At 69.2% G+C, this 18,811-nt stretch carries 22 protein-coding genes; 12 read left to right on the top strand and 10 right to left on the bottom strand.

All coding sequences use genetic code 11. From position 1 onward, the window contains the following. Window positions 1-8: 8 nt before the first annotated feature. A complete protein-coding gene (locus SPK54_RS06855; RefSeq protein WP_330947175.1) occupies window positions 9-1,193 on the bottom strand; it encodes a class I SAM-dependent rRNA methyltransferase in 1,185 nt (394 codons plus the stop codon). 226 nt (window positions 1,194-1,419) lie between these two features. Between SPK54_RS06855 and SPK54_RS06850 the strand changes: the two genes are divergently transcribed. Beyond that, complete coding sequence (locus SPK54_RS06850) at window positions 1,420-2,373, top strand: TerC family protein (RefSeq protein ID WP_330947174.1); 954 nt, start codon at window positions 1,420-1,422, stop codon at window positions 2,371-2,373. A 76-nt stretch (window positions 2,374-2,449) separates the two neighbouring features. Next, window positions 2,450-3,217 (top strand): rhomboid family intramembrane serine protease, encoded by a 768-nt coding sequence (locus SPK54_RS06845; protein ID WP_330947173.1) that lies wholly within the window; start codon window positions 2,450-2,452, stop codon window positions 3,215-3,217. Window positions 3,218-3,239: 22 nt separating this feature from the next. Here the strand turns inward: SPK54_RS06845 and SPK54_RS06840 are convergent, their stop codons facing one another. Beyond that, the gene (locus tag SPK54_RS06840) at window positions 3,240-3,884 is read right to left on the bottom strand and encodes a DUF2238 domain-containing protein (protein WP_330947172.1); all 645 of its coding nucleotides are present in this window, start codon (window positions 3,882-3,884) and stop codon (window positions 3,240-3,242) included. A gap of 187 nt (window positions 3,885-4,071) precedes the next feature. On the opposite strand from SPK54_RS06840, the gene SPK54_RS06835 reads away from it, so the two are divergent. Continuing rightward, complete coding sequence (locus tag SPK54_RS06835) at window positions 4,072-5,082, top strand: patatin-like phospholipase family protein (protein WP_330947171.1); 1,011 nt, start codon at window positions 4,072-4,074, stop codon at window positions 5,080-5,082. A gap of 12 nt (window positions 5,083-5,094) precedes the next feature. On the opposite strand, the gene SPK54_RS06830 is transcribed toward SPK54_RS06835, so the two are convergent. Genes SPK54_RS06830 through folE form a run of 4 tightly spaced genes read right to left on the bottom strand, consistent with a single transcriptional unit; the run spans window position 5,095 to window position 7,246 of the window. Then, complete coding sequence (locus tag SPK54_RS06830; protein ID WP_330947170.1) at window positions 5,095-5,523, bottom strand: DUF2231 domain-containing protein; 429 nt, start codon at window positions 5,521-5,523, stop codon at window positions 5,095-5,097. Then, the gene (locus SPK54_RS06825) at window positions 5,520-5,867 is read right to left on the bottom strand and encodes a hypothetical protein (RefSeq protein WP_330947169.1); all 348 of its coding nucleotides are present in this window, start codon (window positions 5,865-5,867) and stop codon (window positions 5,520-5,522) included. The genes SPK54_RS06830 and SPK54_RS06825 overlap by 4 nt, the downstream gene beginning before the upstream one ends. A 34-nt stretch (window positions 5,868-5,901) precedes the next feature. After that, window positions 5,902-6,609: an RNA polymerase sigma factor gene (locus tag SPK54_RS06820; protein WP_330947168.1), complete on the bottom strand. Its 708-nt coding sequence runs from the start codon at window positions 6,607-6,609 to the stop codon at window positions 5,902-5,904. Window positions 6,610-6,622: 13 nt separating this feature from the next. Then, window positions 6,623-7,246, bottom strand: coding sequence for a GTP cyclohydrolase I FolE (folE, locus tag SPK54_RS06815; protein WP_330947167.1), 624 nt, complete (start codon window positions 7,244-7,246; stop codon window positions 6,623-6,625). A gap of 120 nt (window positions 7,247-7,366) precedes the next feature. Here folE and SPK54_RS06810 point away from each other — a divergent pair, with 120 nt between their 5' ends. Then, entirely contained in the window at window positions 7,367-8,869 is a 1,503-nt protein-coding gene (locus SPK54_RS06810) for an FAD-dependent oxidoreductase (protein ID WP_330947166.1), read from the top strand. A 12-nt stretch (window positions 8,870-8,881) separates the two neighbouring features. On the opposite strand, the gene SPK54_RS06805 is transcribed toward SPK54_RS06810, so the two are convergent. Then, the gene (locus SPK54_RS06805; RefSeq protein ID WP_330947165.1) at window positions 8,882-9,364 is read right to left on the bottom strand and encodes an Lrp/AsnC family transcriptional regulator; all 483 of its coding nucleotides are present in this window, start codon (window positions 9,362-9,364) and stop codon (window positions 8,882-8,884) included. A gap of 124 nt (window positions 9,365-9,488) precedes the next feature. Here SPK54_RS06805 and phhA point away from each other — a divergent pair, with 124 nt between their 5' ends. Beyond that, window positions 9,489-10,385, top strand: coding sequence for a phenylalanine 4-monooxygenase (gene phhA, locus SPK54_RS06800; protein ID WP_330947164.1), 897 nt, complete (start codon window positions 9,489-9,491; stop codon window positions 10,383-10,385). 22 nt (window positions 10,386-10,407) lie between these two features. Here phhA and SPK54_RS06795 read toward each other — a convergent pair whose 3' ends face one another. Together SPK54_RS06795 and SPK54_RS06790 are read right to left on the bottom strand one after the other, a co-directional pair. Further along, complete coding sequence (locus SPK54_RS06795) at window positions 10,408-10,842, bottom strand: DUF2141 domain-containing protein (RefSeq protein WP_330947163.1); 435 nt, start codon at window positions 10,840-10,842, stop codon at window positions 10,408-10,410. Then, complete coding sequence (locus tag SPK54_RS06790) at window positions 10,839-11,573, bottom strand: hypothetical protein (protein WP_330947162.1); 735 nt, start codon at window positions 11,571-11,573, stop codon at window positions 10,839-10,841. Before SPK54_RS06790 ends, SPK54_RS06795 begins: the two co-directional genes overlap by 4 nt. 146 nt (window positions 11,574-11,719) lie before the next feature. Here SPK54_RS06790 and SPK54_RS06785 point away from each other — a divergent pair, with 146 nt between their 5' ends. Together SPK54_RS06785 and SPK54_RS06780 are read left to right on the top strand one after the other, a co-directional pair. Beyond that, the gene (locus SPK54_RS06785; RefSeq protein ID WP_330947161.1) at window positions 11,720-12,841 is read left to right on the top strand and encodes a histidine kinase; all 1,122 of its coding nucleotides are present in this window, start codon (window positions 11,720-11,722) and stop codon (window positions 12,839-12,841) included. Continuing rightward, complete coding sequence (locus tag SPK54_RS06780; RefSeq protein WP_330947160.1) at window positions 12,838-13,470, top strand: response regulator transcription factor; 633 nt, start codon at window positions 12,838-12,840, stop codon at window positions 13,468-13,470. The genes SPK54_RS06785 and SPK54_RS06780 overlap by 4 nt, the downstream gene beginning before the upstream one ends. Before the next feature lie 141 nt (window positions 13,471-13,611). Here the strand turns inward: SPK54_RS06780 and SPK54_RS06775 are convergent, their stop codons facing one another. Then, window positions 13,612-14,061, bottom strand: coding sequence for a DUF3592 domain-containing protein (locus SPK54_RS06775; protein ID WP_330947159.1), 450 nt, complete (start codon window positions 14,059-14,061; stop codon window positions 13,612-13,614). A gap of 229 nt (window positions 14,062-14,290) precedes the next feature. On the opposite strand from SPK54_RS06775, the gene SPK54_RS06770 reads away from it, so the two are divergent. From SPK54_RS06770 to SPK54_RS06750, 5 genes are all read left to right on the top strand, one after another. Continuing rightward, a complete protein-coding gene (locus SPK54_RS06770; protein WP_330947188.1) occupies window positions 14,291-14,464 on the top strand; it encodes a DUF1328 family protein in 174 nt (57 codons plus the stop codon). A gap of 103 nt (window positions 14,465-14,567) precedes the next feature. Beyond that, window positions 14,568-15,590: a class 1 fructose-bisphosphatase gene (locus SPK54_RS06765; protein ID WP_330947158.1), complete on the top strand. Its 1,023-nt coding sequence runs from the start codon at window positions 14,568-14,570 to the stop codon at window positions 15,588-15,590. 98 nt (window positions 15,591-15,688) lie between these two features. After that, window positions 15,689-17,503, top strand: coding sequence for an SLC13 family permease (locus tag SPK54_RS06760; RefSeq protein ID WP_330947157.1), 1,815 nt, complete (start codon window positions 15,689-15,691; stop codon window positions 17,501-17,503). Window positions 17,504-17,542: 39 nt separating this feature from the next. Continuing rightward, the gene (locus SPK54_RS06755) at window positions 17,543-18,406 is read left to right on the top strand and encodes a pirin family protein (protein WP_330947156.1); all 864 of its coding nucleotides are present in this window, start codon (window positions 17,543-17,545) and stop codon (window positions 18,404-18,406) included. A gap of 10 nt (window positions 18,407-18,416) precedes the next feature. Beyond that, window positions 18,417-18,797 (top strand): DUF2200 family protein, encoded by a 381-nt coding sequence (locus SPK54_RS06750; protein ID WP_330947155.1) that lies wholly within the window; start codon window positions 18,417-18,419, stop codon window positions 18,795-18,797. Window positions 18,798-18,811: the final 14 nt, after the last annotated feature.

Below are 18,811 nucleotides of genomic sequence, written 5' to 3'. Positions count from 1 at the left end.
GCGGCCCTTCAGTCCAGCACGCGGCAGAACACCGCCTTCAGGTAGCGCGATTCCGGCACCTGCGCCAGCCACGGGTGGTCCGGGCCGGCGCCGGCGACCTTGAGCACCTGCACGGTGCGGCCGGCATAGAACGCGGCGCGGCGCAGCATGTCGAGGAACTGCTCCTCGCTGACCAGGCCGGTGCAGCTGAAGGTGGCGAACAGCCCGCCCGGCTTGACCACGCCCAGCGCCAGCTTGTTCATGTCCAGGTACTTCTTCAGTGCATTGATGACCTGCTCGCGGTCGCGGGTCATCTTGGCCGGGTCCAGGATCACCGCATCGAAGCGTTCGCCGTTGAGCGCGGCGTCGCGCAGCCACGGGAAGATGTCGGCCTGCACGAAGCGCGGCTTGCGGCTGCCGATCAGCGCGCTGTTGAGCTGCGCGTTCTGCTTGGCCAGTTCGATCACCGCCGGGTCGATGTCGATCCCCACCACCTCGGCCGCGCCGCGCGCCGCCGCGTACACGCCGAAACCGCCGGTGTTGCAGCACAGGTCCAGCACGCGTTTGCCTTCGACCTGCCGGCTCAGCCACTCACGGTTCTCGCGCTGGTCGGCGAAGAAGCCGGTCTTGTGCGCGCCGGCCGGGTCGGCGCGGAAGCGGATGCCATGCTCGGTGACGATGGCCGGCTCGGTGCCCTGGGTGTCCTTGTAGTCGAAGCTTTCCTGCTTCTGCACGTGCTCGTCGGCGAAGCTGTGGAAGCGGCAGCCGGGGAAGTGCTCGCGCAGGGCATCGAAGATGATGCTGCGGTGGCGCCACGCGCCGGCGCTGAAGAACTCGACCACGATCAGGTCGTCGTAGCGGTCCACCACCAGCCCGCTGATGCCGTCGCCCTCGCTGTGGACCACGCGCCAGGCGTTCGACACCTCGTCCAGGCGCAGGATCTCGCGGCGCAGGCGGATCGCCTCGCCGATCTTGTGGACGAACCAGGCCGCGTCCACCGCCACGTCGGGGTCGCGCTCCAGCATGCGCAGGGCGATCCGCGAATGGCCGTTGTAGAAGCCGCGGCCGATCCAGGTACCGTCCACCGCCTCCACGTCCACGATGCTGCCCGGCTTGGGCCGCTGCGCGGGCTTCTCCACCAGTCGCTGGAAGATCCACGGGTGGGTCGAGTTCCAGGCGTTCTTCAGGCGGACGACGGGCAGGGGTTCGGCCATGGCGGCATTCACGCGGTTTTACGGGGATCTGCTATTGTCGCCGAAGAAGGGGAGTAACTCCGCGTGCGGTCGTCGTCATTACGGGCAGGTTGTCTTCCGACAGCAGCCCCGGCGCCGCAGCTGGCCACCGGCCAGTGAGTGAGACCTTCGCCGAACGGCGAAGCGCGCTCCCTTTCCATGCGTCCCTGCATGGACGCCTCCGTCGGTCGCAAGGCGCGGAGCTCTCATGGAAACGATTGGAACCCCTTTTCTCTGGCTGGTCTTCGGCCTGGTGGTGGTCGCCGCGCTGGCGGTCGACCTGGTGCTGATGCGGCACGGCGGCCCGCACAAGGTCACGTTCAAGGAAGCCGCCTGGTGGAGCACCGGCTGGGTGGCGCTGGCCCTGGCCTTCAACGCCTGGCTGTGGTGGGAAGCAGGGCAACGCTTCGGCGCCGAAGAGGGCGGGCGCATCGGCATGGAGTTCCTGACCGGCTACCTGGTCGAGAAGGCGCTGGCGGTCGACAACATCTTCGTGTTCCTGATGATCTTCAGCTATTTCGCGGTGCCGGAGATGCAGCGCCAGCGCGCGCTGGTGATCGGCATCGTCGGCGCCATCGTGCTGCGCGCGATCCTGATCTTCGCCGGCGCCCTGCTGCTGGCCAGGTTCCACTGGATCCTCTACGTGTTCGGCGCCTTCCTGCTGTTCACCGGCGCCAAGATGTGGCGCGCGGCCGGCGAGGAGCCGGACCTCGAGCGCAACCCGGTGCTGCGCTGGATGACCGCCCACGTGCCGTTCGTGCGGCGCTACGTGGGCAGCGCGCTGTGGATCGGCCAGGGCAGCCGCCGCAAATTCACCCCGCTGTTCATCGTGATCGCGATGATCGGCATCACCGACGTGATCTTCGCGGTGGACTCGATCCCGGCCATCTTCGCCATCACCGCCGACCCGTTCATCGTGCTGACCAGCAACGTGTTCGCGGTGCTGGGCCTGCGCGCGATGTTCTTCCTGCTGCAGGGCATGGCCGACCGCTTCCACCTGCTGCCCTACGGGCTGGCCCTGGTGCTGGTGTTCATCGGCGCGAAGATGCTGATGGTGGACCTGTACAAGCTGCCGGTGCTGCTGTCGCTGGGCGTGGTGGCCGCGATCATCGGCAGCACCATCGCGCTGAGCCTGCTGCGGCCGGCGAAGCCGCATGCCTGACGGCAAGGCGGGCGCGCGCCGGCAACATCGGCCGCGCCCGGGTTGCAATCGGCCGCCGCCGCCCCACCTCGGTGGGATGTCCGCCGCCTCCGACCATCCACACCAGAGCGACCGCCGCCGCGTGCGCCGCGCGTTGAATGCCAGCCTCGCCGGCGTGCTGCTGCTGTGGCTGTGCTTCGCCGCGCAGCAGGGCTTCGACTGGCGCTTCCTGGCGGTGGTGCCGCAATCGTTCGCCGGCCTTGCCGGCGTGCTCACCGCGCCGCTGCTGCACGGCTCGGTGGCGCACGTGCTGGCCAATACCACCGCGCTGCTGCTGCTCGGCACGCTGGCCGGCACCGTCTATCCGAAGGCCAGCCTGCGCGCGCTGCCGCTGCTGTGGCTGGGCGCAGGGCTGGGCGCGTGGCTGCTGGGCCAGCCCGGCTCGCACCATCTCGGTGCCAGCGGGATCACCCACGGGCTGGGCTTTTTGGTGTTCGTGCTGGGCCTGCTGCGGCGCGACCGCGCGGCGATCGCCGCCGGCATGATCGCGTTCCTGTTCTACGGCGGCATGCTGATGAGCGTGCTGCCGCGCGAAGCCGGCGTGTCCTGGGAATCGCACCTGGGCGGCGCGCTGGCCGGCATCATGGCCGCCTTCCTGTTCCGCCGCAGCGACCCGCAGCCGGCGCGGCAGAAGTACAGCTGGGAGCTGGAGGAGGAATTCGAGGCCGAACAGGCGCGCCGCAAAGCCGAAGACGGCTTCGCCACCTACGAGACCCGCGCCCCCGACGACGTGCCGGTGCTGTGGCGGCGCGAGCCGCCGGTGGAAGAGCAGGGCAAGGTGCTGCCGTTCCGGCGTCGCGAGTGACCGCGTGGATGAAACACCGGCGTTACTTGCCGGCCAACACCGCCGCCCCCAGCTGCCGGTCGTGCCAGCGCGACAGCAGCAACAGCGACACTGCCGCGCCGCACAGGCACAGGAACATGTCCCACTGGGTGTCCCACTGGTCGCCCTGGGTGGCGAGGAAAGCATCGGCGTCGGCGCCGTAGATCAGCGCGGCCCACCATTCGATCAGCTCGAAGAACGCCGAGAAGCTCAGGCAGGCGGCCAGCACCAGGTAGACCAGCCAGCCGCCGCGGCGCAGCGGGGTCAGCCGCAGCAGCAGCTCGCGGGCGAGGATGGCCGGCACGAAGCCCTGCATCCAGTGGCCCAGCCGGTCCCAGGGATTGCGCGCGGTGCCCAGCAGCTCCTGCAGCCAGAACCCGCCGGGCGTCAGCGAATAGGTATAGGCGCCGCCGTGGATCAGCACCAGCGCGTGCAGCGCCAGCAGCCAGCACAACAACCGGGTCAGCGGGAAGCGCGGCCAGCGCCACGCCACCAGCGCCAGCCCGACCATGGCCCAGATCACCTCCAGGAACCAGGTCAGCCGATCGGCGGCGATGACGAACGAGACGGCCAGCGCTGCCAGCACGCCCCCCGCCAGCAACCAGCGTTCGATCCGGGAGGGCGGCGCGGCGATGGGGTGGTGGGGCATCGTGATGTCCGAAGTCGCGGGTCTGCGTCGGGATTATGGCGTTCCTCCGCGCCAAGGCGGATGCGGGATCCCGCACCGGCATGAAGGCCGCGTGGCGGTCGCCGGGCGGATGCGGGATCGGAGCGGTTTGGCTCGCGTTGCGGCATTGGCAATTAAGCTGGGTGCTCCCCGGTTATTCCAGCATCCGATGCGCGTCCTTGCCGCCGCCCTTGCCTGCACGCTTCTTGCCGCCTGCGCCAGCGCGCCGCCCGCGCCCGCCATCGCGCCGTCCGGCGCACCCGTTACCGTCGCGCCGATCAAGGTGGGGCTGGCGCTGGGCGGCGGCGCGGCCAAGGGCTTTGCCCACATCGGCGTGATCAAGATGCTGGAAGCCAACGGCATCAAGCCGGTGGTGGTGTCCGGCACCAGCGCCGGCAGCGTGGTCGGCGCGCTGTACGCCAGCGGCATGGATGCGTATGCGCTGCAGCAGAAGGCGGTGGCGCTGGACGAGGCCAGCATCCGTGACGTCAGCCTGTTCTCGGGCGGCGTGGTGAAGGGCCAGAAGCTGCAGGACTACGTCAACGCGCAGCTGGGCGACCGCACCTTCGAGAAGCTGAAGAAGCCGCTGGCGGTGGTGGCCACCCGGCTGGAGGACGGCCAGCGCATGGTGTTCGTGCGCGGCAACGTCGGCCAGGCGGTGCGCGCGTCCAGCTCGATCCCCGGCGTGTTCGAGGCGGTCAGCATCGGCAAGCATCACTATGTCGATGGCGGCGTGGTCAGCCCGGTGCCGGTGGACGCCGCGCGCGAGCTGGGCGCCGACTTCGTGGTGGCGGTGGACATCAGCAGCAAGGCCAGCGGCGCGGCCGATCCGTCCAGCATGCTCGGCAACGTCAACCGCAGCATCGCGATCATGGGCCAGAAGCTGGGCGCGGCCGAACTGGCGCGCGCCGACGTGGTGATCCGCCCCAGCGTCAACGACATCGGCGCCACCGACTTCGCCCTGAAGAACCGCGCCATCCTCGAGGGCGAACGCGCCGCGCAGGCCGCGCTGCCGCAGATCCGCAGGAAGATCGCCGCTTTGCAGGCGCAGCGTCTGGCGCAGGCACGCCAGGTCGCGGAAACGAAGGCGGCGCAGCAACGCGAAGCCGAGCGCCAGGCGCGCTGCGCGCAGCAGACCGGCCTGCTGGACAGGCTTCGCCGCGATGCGGACTGCAAATGAGCGCGCCGGGCGCTACGCCTCGCGCGCGGTGACGCCCACCCCGTAGCCGTACACCAGCTTGCCGCCCAGCCAGCCGGTGGCCAGCAGCGACAGCAGGCCAACGCCGCCCAGTACCAGCGCCCACGCATCGGGCGGCACCGGCCGCTGGTCATGCAGGCGCAGGAACACGCTGCCTGCGTACAGGCACCAGGTGGTCAGCGCCAGCCCCATATGCGCATTGGCGGTGCTGCCGGCCGGGTGCCCGGCCGGCAGCTTGAGCAGCTCCAGGAACCCTGCCGCCGCCGCCACCAGTCCGAACACGCAGCCCAGCACGGTCAGCGCGAACGCCAGCTGCCACAGCCACGGGATGGACCAGAACAGGCCGATGCCATCCGCCAGCGTCGCCAGCGACCAGCAGGCCACCGGGAAATGCACCACGGCGGGATGAACAGGGTGGCTCATTGCATCACCACCGCCGCGATCAGCAGCACCGCACCGGTCACCGCGACACCGGCATGGGTCAGCACCACCCGCTTGAGGGCCACCTGCTTGCCGTAGTGGATCGACGCCAAATGGAAGCCGAACAGGGCGGCGACCACGAACACGCACAGCGCCGCCACCGGCAGAACGCCGACCGCATCGCCGGTCAGGATGGCCGCAATCAGCAGGATCAGGCCGCTGGCACCCAGCAGGGCGTGCAGCAGCGACACGGCCCACGGCGCCAGCTTCCCGCGCAGCACGTACGAGGCCAGCACCAGGCCGCCACAGGCGCCCACCAGGAACACGAACAAGGCATACAGCAACATTCCACACCCCCTTGTTGATTGGACATCGACAACATCAAGCCTGCGCGCCGGGCAGTGCCGCGATCCGCGCCATCACCAACTCGGTCATGCGCGCGCAGCGCGCGCCCATGAACTGGAACGCCTCCACCTGCGCCGCCGAGACGCGGCTGGTGAGGGCCTCGCGCAATTGACGGCGGGCGCGGTGCAGGCGGGTCTTCACGGTTTCCGGGCGGATCTCCAGCGCGCTGGCGGTTTCCTCCACCGAGCAGCCCTCCACGTCGCGCAGCACGTACACCAGCCGGAACGCTTCCGGCAGTTCGTCCACCGCCTGTTCCAGCAGCCGGCGCAGCTGCGCGCGCGCCGCTTCCTCGGCGGGGTCGTCGCCCAGCACGCGGCCGGGGAACGCAATCAGCTGCGCCGCCGGCGCGCTCGTGTCGATATCGTCGATGTCCACGCTGTCGCGCCTCCGGCGCAGGCGACCATAGGCTTCATTGAGGGCGATGCGGGTCAGCCAGGTCGCCAGCGATGCCTCGCCGCGGAAGCTGCCCAGCTTTTCGTAGCCGTGCACGTAGGCTTCCTGCACCACGTCCTCGGCTTCGGCCTCGTTGCGGATGACCCCGCGCACCACCCGGAACATGCGCTGGTTGCAGCGCTGCATGATCTGCCGGAACGCGTCGCGCTCGCCGTCGCGCACGCAGGCCACCAGCGCGGCATCGTCCAGTGCGGCGTAATCGCGCGCGGTGCCTGCGGCAATCGTGTTCATGGCTGTTCCTCCATCACGCCGACAGCGCAGCGAGGATATCGCCGCGCCACGGCTCGCGTTCGAACGCGCCCAGCAGGCGCCGGGTCAGCATCGCGCTGCCGTGCACGCGCACGCCGCGGGTGGTCATGCAGGCGTGGCTGGCGCGGATCGCCACCGCCACGCCGCGCGGCTGCAGTTCGCGCTGCAGGGCGTCGGCGATCTCCACCGTCAGCCGCTCCTGGATCTGCAGCCGGCGCGCATAGGCATCCACCAGCCGCGCCAGCTTGGACAAGCCCACCACGTGTTCGCCCGGCAGGTAGGCCACGTGGGCGACGCCGGTGATCGGCGCCATATGGTGTTCGCAGGTGCTGTGCAGCGGGATGTCGCGCAGCAACACGATGTCGTCGTAGCCGGAACGCTCGAAGCGGCGGCCGAGGATCCGCGCCGGATCCTGGGCATAACCGCCGCACCATTCCTCGTAGGCGCGCGCCACCCGCGCCGGGGTGTCGTGCAGGCCGGCGCGCAGCGGGTCGTCGCCGGCCCAGAGGATCAGCGTGCGCACCGCCGCTTCGGCTTCGGCGCGACTGGGGCGAGGCATTTCGGCTACGGTGTCCTGGACATCGGCAAGCGGCGGCGCGGCGGCAAGCGGGTTCAGCATGGCAGGGCCTTTCGGGGGTCTTGCCTCGGCAGATGCAGCGGCCCAAAAAAGGTTCCCGGGAACCTATGCGCCCATTCCGCATCTGCAGTTGCAGGGATCCACACACCAGCGGAGCGCGACATGGCACAGGCGGCAGTTCTTTCCGGCCCGGATTTCACCGCCGGCGTGGCGCTGGCATCCATCCCGGCAACCGGCGTGTTGCTCGGCCACGTCGGCGAAACGCCGGTGCTGCTGGCGCTGGTGGACGGCAAACCGCACGCGGTCTCCGCCAGCTGCACCCATTACGGCGGGCCGCTGGCGGAAGGCCTGCGGGTGGGCGATGAAATCCGCTGCCCGTGGCACCACGCCTGCTTCAGCCTGCGCAGCGGCAAGGCGATGAAGGCGCCGGCGTTCGCACCGCTGGACTGCTGGAAGGTGGACGTGGAGGGCGAGCGCGTGTTCGTGCGCGGCAAGCAGGTCGCGGCCGACGCCGCAGCCGAGCCCTTGGCGACGTCGCTGCAGGACGTCCTCATCGTCGGCGGCGGCGCGGCCGGTTTCGCCTGCGCCCAACGCCTGCGCGAGCGCGGCTTCGCCGGCCGCATCACCCTGCTCAGCGCAGACAGCGCGCCGCCGGTGGACCGGCCCAACCTGTCCAAGGACTTTCTGGCGGGCAGCGCGCCGGCCGAGTGGATTCCGCTGCAGCCGCCCGCCTACTACCGCGAACACGGCATCGACCTGCATCTGGATTGCGCGGTGACGGCGCTCGACCTTCGGGAGCGCCGGGTGACCACCCGCGCCGGCCAGCGCTTCGGCTACGACGCACTGCTGCTGGCCACCGGCGCCGAGGCCGCGCGCATCCCGCTGCCGCGCTTCGACGCGGCCAACGTGTTCACCCTGCGCAGCCTGGCCGATGCCGACGCGCTGATCCGCGGCATCGCCGATGCCGGCACCATCGCCGTGATCGGCTCCGGCTTCATCGGCATGGAAGCCGCCTCCGCGCTGCGCGCCCGCGGGCTGGCGGTGCACGTGGTGACGCCGGAAGCGCTGCCGCTGGAACGCATCCTCGGCGCGCAGCTGGCGCAGCATCTGCTCGATTTGCACCGCAGCCACGGCGTGCGGTTCCACCTGCAGACCCAGGCCGAGCATTTCGACGGCCACAACCTGCGGTTGGCCAACGGCGACACCCTGGCCGTGGACGCGCTGCTGGTGGGCATCGGCGTGCGCCCGCGGATCCAGCTGGCCGATGCCGCCGGGCTGCGGATCGAAAACGGCATCGTGGTCGACGACCGCCTGCGCACCGCGGCCGCCGGGGTGTATGCCGCGGGCGACGTGGCCCGCTATCCGCACGCCGGCGGGATGGCGCGGGTGGAGCACTGGGTGCACGCGCAGCGGCAGGGCCAGTGCGTGGCCGACAACATGCTGGGCTTCGATCGCGCGTTCGATGACCCCCCGTTCTTCTGGACCCACCACTACGGCACCGACCTGCGCTACCTCGGCCACGGCAGCGGTTGGAACCGGGTGGAGATGGATGGCGACCCTGCCGCCAATGACTGCCTGGCGCGCTACTACCGCGACGATGTGCTGGTGGCGGCGGCAGCCATTGGCCGCGACCGCGGCCTGCTGGCGCTGCAGGCGCAGCTGTAGCGCCGCGCCAACTCAGCCGGCGTCCGCCTCCAGCGGCAGCGCCTGCGCGCGCTTGACCGTGCGCAGCACGAAGCTGGAGTTGACGTCGTCCACCTCCGCCTGCGCCAGCAGCTTGTCCAGCAGGAAGCGCGAGAAATGCTCCAGGTTGCGCACCACCACGTGCAGCAGGTAGTCCATGTCGCCGGTCAAGGCATGGCAGGCCACCACTTCCGGCCAGGCGTTGACCTGGCGGGCGAAGCTGTCGATGCGCTCGGCGTCGTGGCTCTTCAACTGCACCCGCACGAACGCCTGCAGGCCCAACCCCAGCCGCTCGGGATCGACCTCGGCGCGGTAGCCGACGATCACCCCCTCACGCTCAAGCCGCTGCACCCGCCGCAGGCAGGCCGAGGCGGACAGGTGCACGCGTTCGGCCAGCTCGGCATTGGTCTGGCGCGCGGCGCGCTGCAACTCCGCCAGCAGGGTCAGGTCGATCCGATCCAGGGTGATTGCGCTCATTTGTTCCTTCCGCCTGCCATCTAGCGCTTGAATCTTGCGCTAAAACGCCGAGTACCTGCAATTTTGCAGACATCTTGCGTGCAGTTGCGCCTACCCTGAGGCACTCGCCACTGCCCTTGCCGCCATGTCCGCCCAGCCCCAGCCGCGCCGCCTCGAAAGCATCCAGACCGACCGCGGCTCGGTGCCGGTCTATGCCACCGGCACGGTGGAACAGCCGTGGGACAGCTACAGCGACGAAGACCACGACGTCTGGCGCCAGCTGTATGCGCGCCAGCAGGCACTGCTGCCGGGCCGCGCCTGCGATGCGTTCCTGCAAGCGCAGGCGCGGATGCGGATGCCGGCCGACCGGATCCCGAAGTTCGCCGACCTCAACGCCATCCTCGGTGCCGCCACCGGCTGGCGGATCGTGGCGGTGGAAGGGCTGCTGCCGGAACTGGACTTCTTCACCCACCTGGCCAACCGCCGCTTCCCGGTCAGCTGGTGGATCCGCCGCGCCGACCAGATCGACTACATCGAAGAACCCGACCTGTTCCACGACCTGTTCGGCCACGTGCCGCTGCTGATGGAGCCGATGTTCGCCGACTACCTGCAGGCTTACGGCGAGGGCGGGGTGAAGGCGCACGGCTTCGGCCCCGAGGCGCTGATGCAGCTGGCGCGGCTGTACTGGTACACGGTGGAATTCGGCCTGATCCGGCAACCGGACGGGCTGCGCATCTACGGCGCCGGGATCGTCAGCTCGAAGGGCGAATCGATCCACTGCCTGGAGTCGGCGTCGCCGAACCGGATCGGCTTCGACCTGGAGCGGGTGATGCGCACCCGCTACAGGATCGACAGCTACCAGAAGACCTATTTCGTCATCGACAGCTTCGAGCAGCTGATGGACGCCACCCGCCCGGACTTCGCCCCGCTGTATGCGCGACTGGCCGGACAGGACAGCATTCCCGCCGGCAGCGTGCTGGGCACGGACGCATTGCTGCACCGCGGCACAGGTGAGGGCTGGACGTGCGACGGCGACGTCTGAGCGCGCAGTGGGCGCATAGGCATCACTTCATCTGCACGGTGATGCGCTTGTCGGCTGCAGAAAGCTCGAACGCCACCTTGTCGAAACCCGGCCGCTTGAACACGAAGGGGTTGTTGGAGAAGCCGTAGCCGTCGCGCGGGATCCCCAACGGTCCGACGTCGAACTTGCCATTGCCGTCGCGGTCATGCAGCACCACCACGCCGTAACGCCCCGCACGCAAGCCATCGAAGCGCACCTGTTGCTGGCTGCTGCCGCCCGGATGCACACGGCGCGCGGCCAGTGCATTGCGCTTGCCTTGCCAGGCCGCTTCGGAATCGAACAGGTACACGGTGAGGCGTCCTGTGTTCTGCGGGTAGATTTCCTTGATCTCGACCACCAGCTCGGCGGCAGTGGCAGCCGGGGATGCAAAACAGGCCAGGACGGCGGCGATGGCGATGCTGAAACGGGGGCGGGTCATGGCAGGCTCCTGAAGGCGGGGGTGGACAGGGGCGCATCTCTGCGCATGCGCGGGCGTGCGTACTTGCGGTCCAGCCAGAGGCCAGCCAGCACCGCCACCGCCACTGGCGCAAACCACGGAAACAGCTGGGCCACTTGCTCCGGCAGCGCCGCGTTGGTGCGCAACCAGGCCCACACCGGCCGCATCGCGATGCCCAGGAAGGCCACATGGGTGGCGATGCCGCAGCCAAGCATGGCCTGGTAGTGCTGGATCACATGCCAGTTAGCGTGCTTCGGGCCGCGCCGGGCGAACTGCCGCATCTGTACCCCCAGCAGCAGGCCGATGGTCGAAAAGCCCATGAACAGCGGCTCAGCCCGGGCCACCCCCAGCGCCAGTACGCCGAGTCCGGCGCCCATCGCCGCCCACGACCATGCCCGCCACGCGGGCCGCGCAACCATGGCCCGCCAGTCGCGCTTGTCGGTCACCGCGCGCCAGGCCATCCACATCGCCTGCGCGGTGATTACCAGCAGGTAGCCGAGAAAGACTGCGGCAACCGATCTTCCGGTAAACAGGAAATGCGCGGACATCGGCATGCCGCTGGCGAGGATGCCGCCCATCGCGATCAGGAATGCACGCCCGACCAACCGGTGTCGCGGAGACCCCTTCTTCAGCCAGGCAGCGACCCAGAAAGTCAGCAGAGCGACCACGCCGCTGACCACGTGCAGTACGACGAACAAGCGATAGCCCGGCATGGCGAAGTCCTCGTTGCAACATGCAGACAGATTGCAGGACCGGCGATCGCCCCCCCAGTCCCGCCAGTCACCTTTGCGACCTGCCGGAAGTCACTTTCTGGCTGGAAACACTTGTCGGCAGGCTTCGCCTCGCCCAGCATGCCAACATGCGCCTGAAATCACTGCTGCTGCCGCTGAACATCGCTGCCATCAGCACCGTCGCAGCCATCGGCGCGACACTTTCCGCCTTACCACCGGTGCACTGGCCTCTCGTATACGGGCTGTTGCTGGCATTCGGGGTCCTCATGCTGCTTGCGGACCTGCTGCCTTCAGCACCGCGCCATGTGCATCACGCCGCGCTGCTGGCGATGGGCGCGATCGGACTGTTTCTCCTGCTGCAGTTCCCGCGCGCCGGCAGCTTGCCGATCCTGAGCGTGATCTGGGCGGCGATGATCGCTAGCAGCTGGCCACTGCGGACAGTGGTTGCGGGGCTGCTGGCCAATAATCTCGCTGCGTGGTGGATCCTGCAGGACGCAGGGTATCGAAGTCCGCTGATGTCGGTGGTGCTGTTCGCCTGCTTCCAGTTGTTCGCGGTGTTGACTGTGCACTACGCCCGCAGCGCGGAACGCTCGCGCGATGCGCTGGCGCTGGTGAATGCAGACCTGCTCGCCACCCGCGCGCTGCTGACCGACGCCACCCGCGATGCAGAACGCCTCCGCATGGCCCGCGAGCTGCACGACGTAGCCGGCCATAATCTCACCGCGCTCACGCTCAATCTGCACGCATTGGCGGCCGACCCGGCGCTGGCTTCCCGCGGCGAACTGCGCACCGCGCAGGCGGCGGCGTCCCGGCTGATGGGAGATATCCGCGGAGTGGTTCACGCGCTGCGCGATGCCCGCGGGCTTGATGTGGCGACTGCGCTGCAGGCGTTGGCTGCACCGTTGCCGCGACCGCGTCTGCATCTAGATATCGCTGCCGACGTCCGCATCGAGCACGCGGCGATCGCGGAGACGCTGCTGCGCATCGTGCAGGAGGCGCTGACCAACGCCGCACGCCATGGCAACGCCAGTACCCTGCACGTACGGCTCCAGCACAAGGAGGACGCGTTGCAACTCCAGATCCACGACGATGCCCGGGCCCCGCGCATCAGCGCGCCACTGCGCGAAGGTCATGGCCTGACCGGCATGCGGGAGCGGATCGGGGCGTTAGACGGAACCGTGGATATCGCGCGCAGCGCAGGCGGCGTGCGCATCAAGGCGAGTCTTCCATACCCCGAGATTCGCGCATGAGCCTGCAAGTCGCATTGGTGGATGATCAGGCGCTGGTGCGCGCGGGGCTGCGCGCACTGTTGGAACGCAGCGGAATCACGATCGCATTCGAATCCGAGGACGGGAAAACGCTGCTCGACCAGTTGTCGATGCAATCAGTGGACGTGGTGCTGAGCGACATCCGCATGCCGGGCATGGACGGCATCGCCGCCGTGCAGGCGCTGCGTGACCGCCACGACAACACCCCGGTGCTGCTGCTCACGACTTTCGATGACGCCGACCTGCTGCTGCGCGCGACCGAAGCTGGCGCGCAGGGTTTCCTGCTCAAGGATGCCGCACCGGAGGACCTGCTCGAGGCGATTGTGCGCGTCGCCGGCGGCGACACCCTGCTGCAACCGGTAAGCACCGCCCCTGTGCGCGCACGCTACCGCTTCCACGCCGACGAGTCACCCCCGCGCGACACATTCGGCAAGCGGGAGGTTGAGATCCTGCGCTTGATCGCAGGCGGCTACTCCAATCGTGAGATAGCGCGCAGCCTGTTTCTGGCGGAAGGCACTGTGAAAAACTATGTGTCCGCCATCCTTGACAAGCTCGGCACCCGCGACCGTACACGCGCCGTGCTGAAGGCGATCACGCTGCGCATCATCTGAGCGCGACGACGTACATCGAGGTGCCAAGCTTCTTCCAAGGACATGCGTGGATCTGATGGAGCCGATGATCGGCGACTGCTAAGAAGCTGTGCCGAGGATCAAGCCCCACGGCCTGCATGAGCTAGCGCGCCGGCCGCCGCCTCATGCAGGTCGGCGCGACACCCGCAAACCTGCCGCCCCGAACAGGGTGAACGCGCCGCCGAAGAGCGTGAACAACGCCGGTACGCCCCAGATCTCCGCGAGACTGTCGATCCGCGCACTCACGGTGCCATCGGCCAGCACGGAATAACGCACCGCGACCTGTCTGCCAATCCGGGGGGCCCGGTTCGGATCGCGTGCCCGCATGCCATGCAGCTCCATCCCACGGCCATCGGGCAGGTAGTAACGCACCACGGGCACCACGCTGCGGAGGCTGTTGCCGGCGGCATCCCGGCGATCCCGTCGGTCGGTCATTGCCGCCTGATGGCGCACCACCTTGCCTGCCGTAGTGGCGGACCGGCCTTGGAACTGCACGGCCGCGGCGAGCAGCAGAAACCCGAACAGCAATGCCGGCACGCCGATCGCCAGCCACACCCATGCGTGCTTGCGCACCGCAGGTTTGTCAACCCAGACCGCTCGTCGCATGACCAACCCGCCCATTGCGCCGGAGTGCGCCGACCCGATTCTGCCCGATCTCGGCACGGGGCAGCGCGTGGCTTGCGCCGCATCCGGACCGGAGCGGCCACCGCAAGTCGGTGGCCACCGGCAAGACGCCGCGTTCACATTCGCGCGACGGCGCTTCGTCCATGCTCAGCGGCACTTCACGCAAAGGAGCGGCTCGATGCTCAAGTGGGCCCTGATTTTCGCCGTGATCGGCCTGGTCGCCGGCGCGCTCGGTTTCGGCGGCATCGCCGGCGGCGCGTTCGGCATCGCCAAATTCCTGTTCTGGGCCGCGATCATCATCGCGGTGGTGTTGTTCCTGCTGGGCGTGACGATCTTCAAGAAGCTGACCTGACGCGCATGGCCGGATGTGGGGTCACCCGTGCGGCGCGCCTGCGTGCCGCCCGTGCGTCGACTTGGGCGACAATAGGCATCCGTCTTCCCACAAGGGCATGGCCGTGTCGCAACCTTCCGTCTCCCTCACCCGCTTCCTGATCGAAGAACAGCGGGCCGGCCGCGTCAATGCGGAGCTGCGCCTGCTGGTGGAAGTGGTGGCGCGCGCCTGCAAGCGCATCTCCATCGCGGTGGGCAAGGGCGCGCTGGGCGGGGTGCTCGGCGATGCAGGCACCGGCAACATCCAGGGCGAGGCGCAGAAGAAGCTGGACGTGATCGCCAACGACGTGCTGCTGGAAGCCAACGCCTGGGGCGGCCACCTGGCCGGGCTTGCCTCGGAGGAGATGGACCACAGCATGCCGATCCCGGACGTCTACCCGCGCGGCAATTTCCTGCTGCTGTTCGATCCGCTGGACGGCAGCTCCAACATCGACGTCAACGTCTCGGTGGGCACCATCTTCTCGGTGCTGCGCTGCCCGGAAGGCGTGACCACGCCGGCCGACGAAGACTACCTGCAGCCAGGCACCGCGCAGGTCGCAGCCGGCTACTGCGTGTACGGCCCGCAGACCACGCTGGTGTTGACCGTCGGCCACGGTACCCACGCCTTCACCCTCGACCGCGAGGTCGGCAGCTTCATCCTGACCACCCGCGGCATGCGCATCCCCGAGGAGACGAAGGAATTCGCGGTCAACGCCTCCAACCAGCGCTTCTGGGAACCGCCGATGCAGCGCTATGTGGGCGACCTGCTGGCCGGCAAGGACGGCCCCCGCGGCAAGGACTTCAACATGCGCTGGATCGCCTCGATGGTGGCCGACGTGCACCGCATCCTCACCCGCGGCGGCATCTTCAGCTATCCGCTGGACAGCAAGTGCGCGCCCAAGGGCGGCAAGCTGCGGCTGATGTACGAAGCCAACCCGATGAGTCTCCTGGTCGAACAGGCCGGCGGTGCGGCCAGCACCGGACGGGCGCGGATGCTGGAGGTGCAGCCGACCGGCCTGCACATGCGGGTGCCGGTCTTCCTCGGCTCGAAGGCGGAGGTGGAAGCCGCGGAGGCCTATCACCGCAGCCACGACGCCGGCGTCGCCTGACCGGGCCAGGCGGGCAGCCGCCCGCCCAGAATGCTTTCTGCGCTCGCCATTCCGCGGCGTGATGCGGCAACTTCCCGCGATTTCGGCAGAATGCAACCATGTCTCTTGATCCGCACCTGTGGTCCCAGCTCGCGTTCGGCCTGATCCTGGCCGGCGGGCTGTACCTGTTCATCAGCGAACGGCTGCGGGTCGACGTCACCGCCATGCTGATCCTGCTGGCGCTGGTGCTGACCGGGGTGCTGGACAGCCGGCAGGCGCTGTCCGGGTTCTCCAGCGAACCGGCGATCATCGTGGCCGCGGTGTTCGTGATTTCCGGCGCGCTGGGGGCCACCGGCATCAGCGAGCGCCTGGGCCGCTGGGTGGAGCGCGCCTCGGGCGAGCACGAATGGCGCACCATCGCGGTGGTGATGCCGCTGGTGGCGCTGCTGGCCTCGTTCACCCACCACGTGATGGTCACCGCGATGATGCTGCCGCTGCTGCTTCGGCATGCGCGCAACCGCCGGTTGCCGGCCTCGCGGCTGTTGATGCCGATGTCGCTGGCGGCGTCGCTGGGCACCACCCTGACCCTGTTCAGCGCGCCCGCCTTCCTGCTGGCCAACGACATGTTGCAGCGCGCGGGCAGCGAAGGGCTCGGGATCTTCTCGATCACCCCGATCGGCATCGCGCTGGTGCTGGTGGGCACCGCCTACATGCTGCTCACCCGCTGGCTGCTGCCCAAGCGCAGCGGCGAACAGAACGAAGACGACTACCTGCGCCTGGACCGCTACCGCACCGAGCTGGTGGTGGTGAAGGATGGCCACTGGTGCACCCGCCCGTTGGCCGAGCTGCAGAAGGCGCTGGGCGAACGCTTCCGCCTGCTGGGCTGGCTGCGCGATGGCGTGCGCCGCGACGATCTCGGCAGCAACAGCCCGCTGCTGGCCGGCGACCTGCTGCTGGTCGAGGCGGCGGCCGACGAACTGATGTCGCTGCACGACGATGAAGGCTTGGACCTCAACGCCGTGGCCCGCTTCGGCGGGCTGGCCGGCGGCGACGGCAAGGCGCAGCTGGTGCAGGCGGTGGTGGCGCCGGGTTCGGAGTTCATCGGACGCAGCATCCGCGAGCTGGATTTCGCGCGGCAGTTCCATACCGTGATCGCCGGGCTGTGGCGGCGCGGCGAACAGATGGCCGACCGCCTGTCCGATGCGCGCCTGCGCGAAGGCGACCTGCTGGTGCTGTGGGGCCGGCCGGCGCGGTTCAACGAACTGGCCGCGCACCACGGCTTCCTGATGCTGGTGCCGTTCGCGGGCGAGGCCAAGCGCCGGCTGCGCGCGCCGCTGGCGCTGGCGATCCTGGGCGCCACCATCCTGGCCGCCGCCACCGAATGGCTGTCGCCGCCGCTGGCCTTCCTGTTCGGCGCCGTGGCGATGGTGGCCGCCCGCTGCATCGACGTGGAGCAGGCCTACCGCGGCATCGACGTGCGCATCTTCGTGATGATCGCCGGCGTGATCCCGCTGGGCATCGCGATGGAGCAGACCGGCACCGCCGCGCTGCTGGCGCAATGGCTGTCGCACTTCATCGCGCACTGGCCGCCGCTGGCGATCCTGCTGGTGATGTTCTCGCTGGCCGCGCTGCTGACCCAGGTGATGAGCGATGCCGCCACCACCGCGCTGCTGGGACCGATCTCGATCGCCACCGCGCAGGTGCTGGACCTGCCGCCGGCGCCGTTCGTGGTGTGCACCGCGCTGGGCGCGGTGGTCGCCTTCCTCACGCCGATCGGCCACCACGGCAACCTGCTGATCCTGCGCCCGGGCCAGTACCGGTTCGGCGATTTCCTGCGCGTGGGCCTGCCGCTGACCGTGCTGATTGCCCTGGTCAGCGCGTGGATGGCGCGCTGGCTGTGGATGGATGGGCCGCTGCTGCCGCATTTCGGTTGATCCCGTCCACCCGGACGGGCACGTTGTCAGGAGGACGCCATGACCACGTTGATCGCCCCGCGCACACACGACCTTGGCGGTTTCCAGGTACGCCGCGCCGTGCCCACCCTGCAAGCGCGCAGCGTGGGCCCGTTCGTGTTCGTCGACCACATGGGCCCGGCGCTGTTCGAACCCGGCCGCGGTATCGACGTGCGCCCGCATCCGCACATCGGCCTGGCCACGGTGACCTACCTGTGGGCCGGCGCGCTGCGCCATCGCGACACCCTGGGCAGCCTGCAGGACATCCTGCCCGGCGACGTCAACTGGATGACCGCCGGCCGCGGCATCGCCCATTCCGAACGCACCCCGCCCGATCCGCGCGCGGCCGGCCACGACCTGCACGGCATGCAGACCTGGGTGGCGCTGCCGAAGTCCCACGAGGAGACTGTGCCGTCATTCCACCACCACGCAGCCGCCACCCTGCCGTGGCGGGACCACGCCGGCGCGCGGCTGCGGGTGATCGCCGGGCGCGGTTTCGGCATGGAATCGCCGGTGCGGGTGTTCGCCGACACCTTCAACGTCGCCGTGGACCTGTCAGCGGAGGCCGAGCTGCCGATCGAAGCGGAAGCGGCGGAGCGCGCGCTCTACGTGCTGGAAGGCCAGGCGCAACTGGACGGCGCGGATCTCCCGGAAAAGCATCTGGTCGTGCTCGACCCCGGCACCCGCCACCTGCTGCGCGCTAAAACCCCGCTCAAGGCGATGCTGTTCGGCGGCGAACCGCTGGATGGCCCGCGCCACATGTGGTGGAACTTCGTGTCCAGTTCGAAGGAGCGCATCGAGCAGGCGAAGCAGGACTGGGACAGCGGCGCATTCGGGCTGATTCCCGGCGACGACGCGGAGCGGATCCCGCTGCCGGGGCGCTGAGCGGACCGCCATGGCAAACGACAACGCCACGCGGGCTGCCGCACGCCAGGACAAGGTGTTCGCGCTCCGCTTCTCGAGCCTCTACCCGCTGTACCTGAAGAAGGTGGCCGCCAAGGGGCGCACGCGGACCGAACTGGACCGGGTACTGGGCTGGCTGACCGGTTACGACGCCGCGGGCCTGCGGCGGCAGTGCGATGGCGACCGGGACCTGGCCACGTTCTTCGCGCACGCGCCCGCGTTCACGGCCGCGGCGGACCGCATCACCGGCACGGTCTGCGGCGTGCGGGTGGAGACGGTCGAACACCCGCTGATGCGGAAGATCCGGCAGATGGACAAGCTGGTCGATGAGCTCGCGCAGGGCCGCCCGCTGGAGAAGATCCTGAGGGACTGAGCGGCAACCGCGGC

The sequence above is a fragment of the Thermomonas sp. LB-4 genome (assembly GCF_036409385.1).
Taxonomy (GTDB): Bacteria; Pseudomonadota; Gammaproteobacteria; order Xanthomonadales; family Xanthomonadaceae; genus Thermomonas.
The sequence above is the reverse complement of the archived record's forward strand: the minus strand, read 5'-3'. Positions and strand labels throughout refer to the sequence as shown.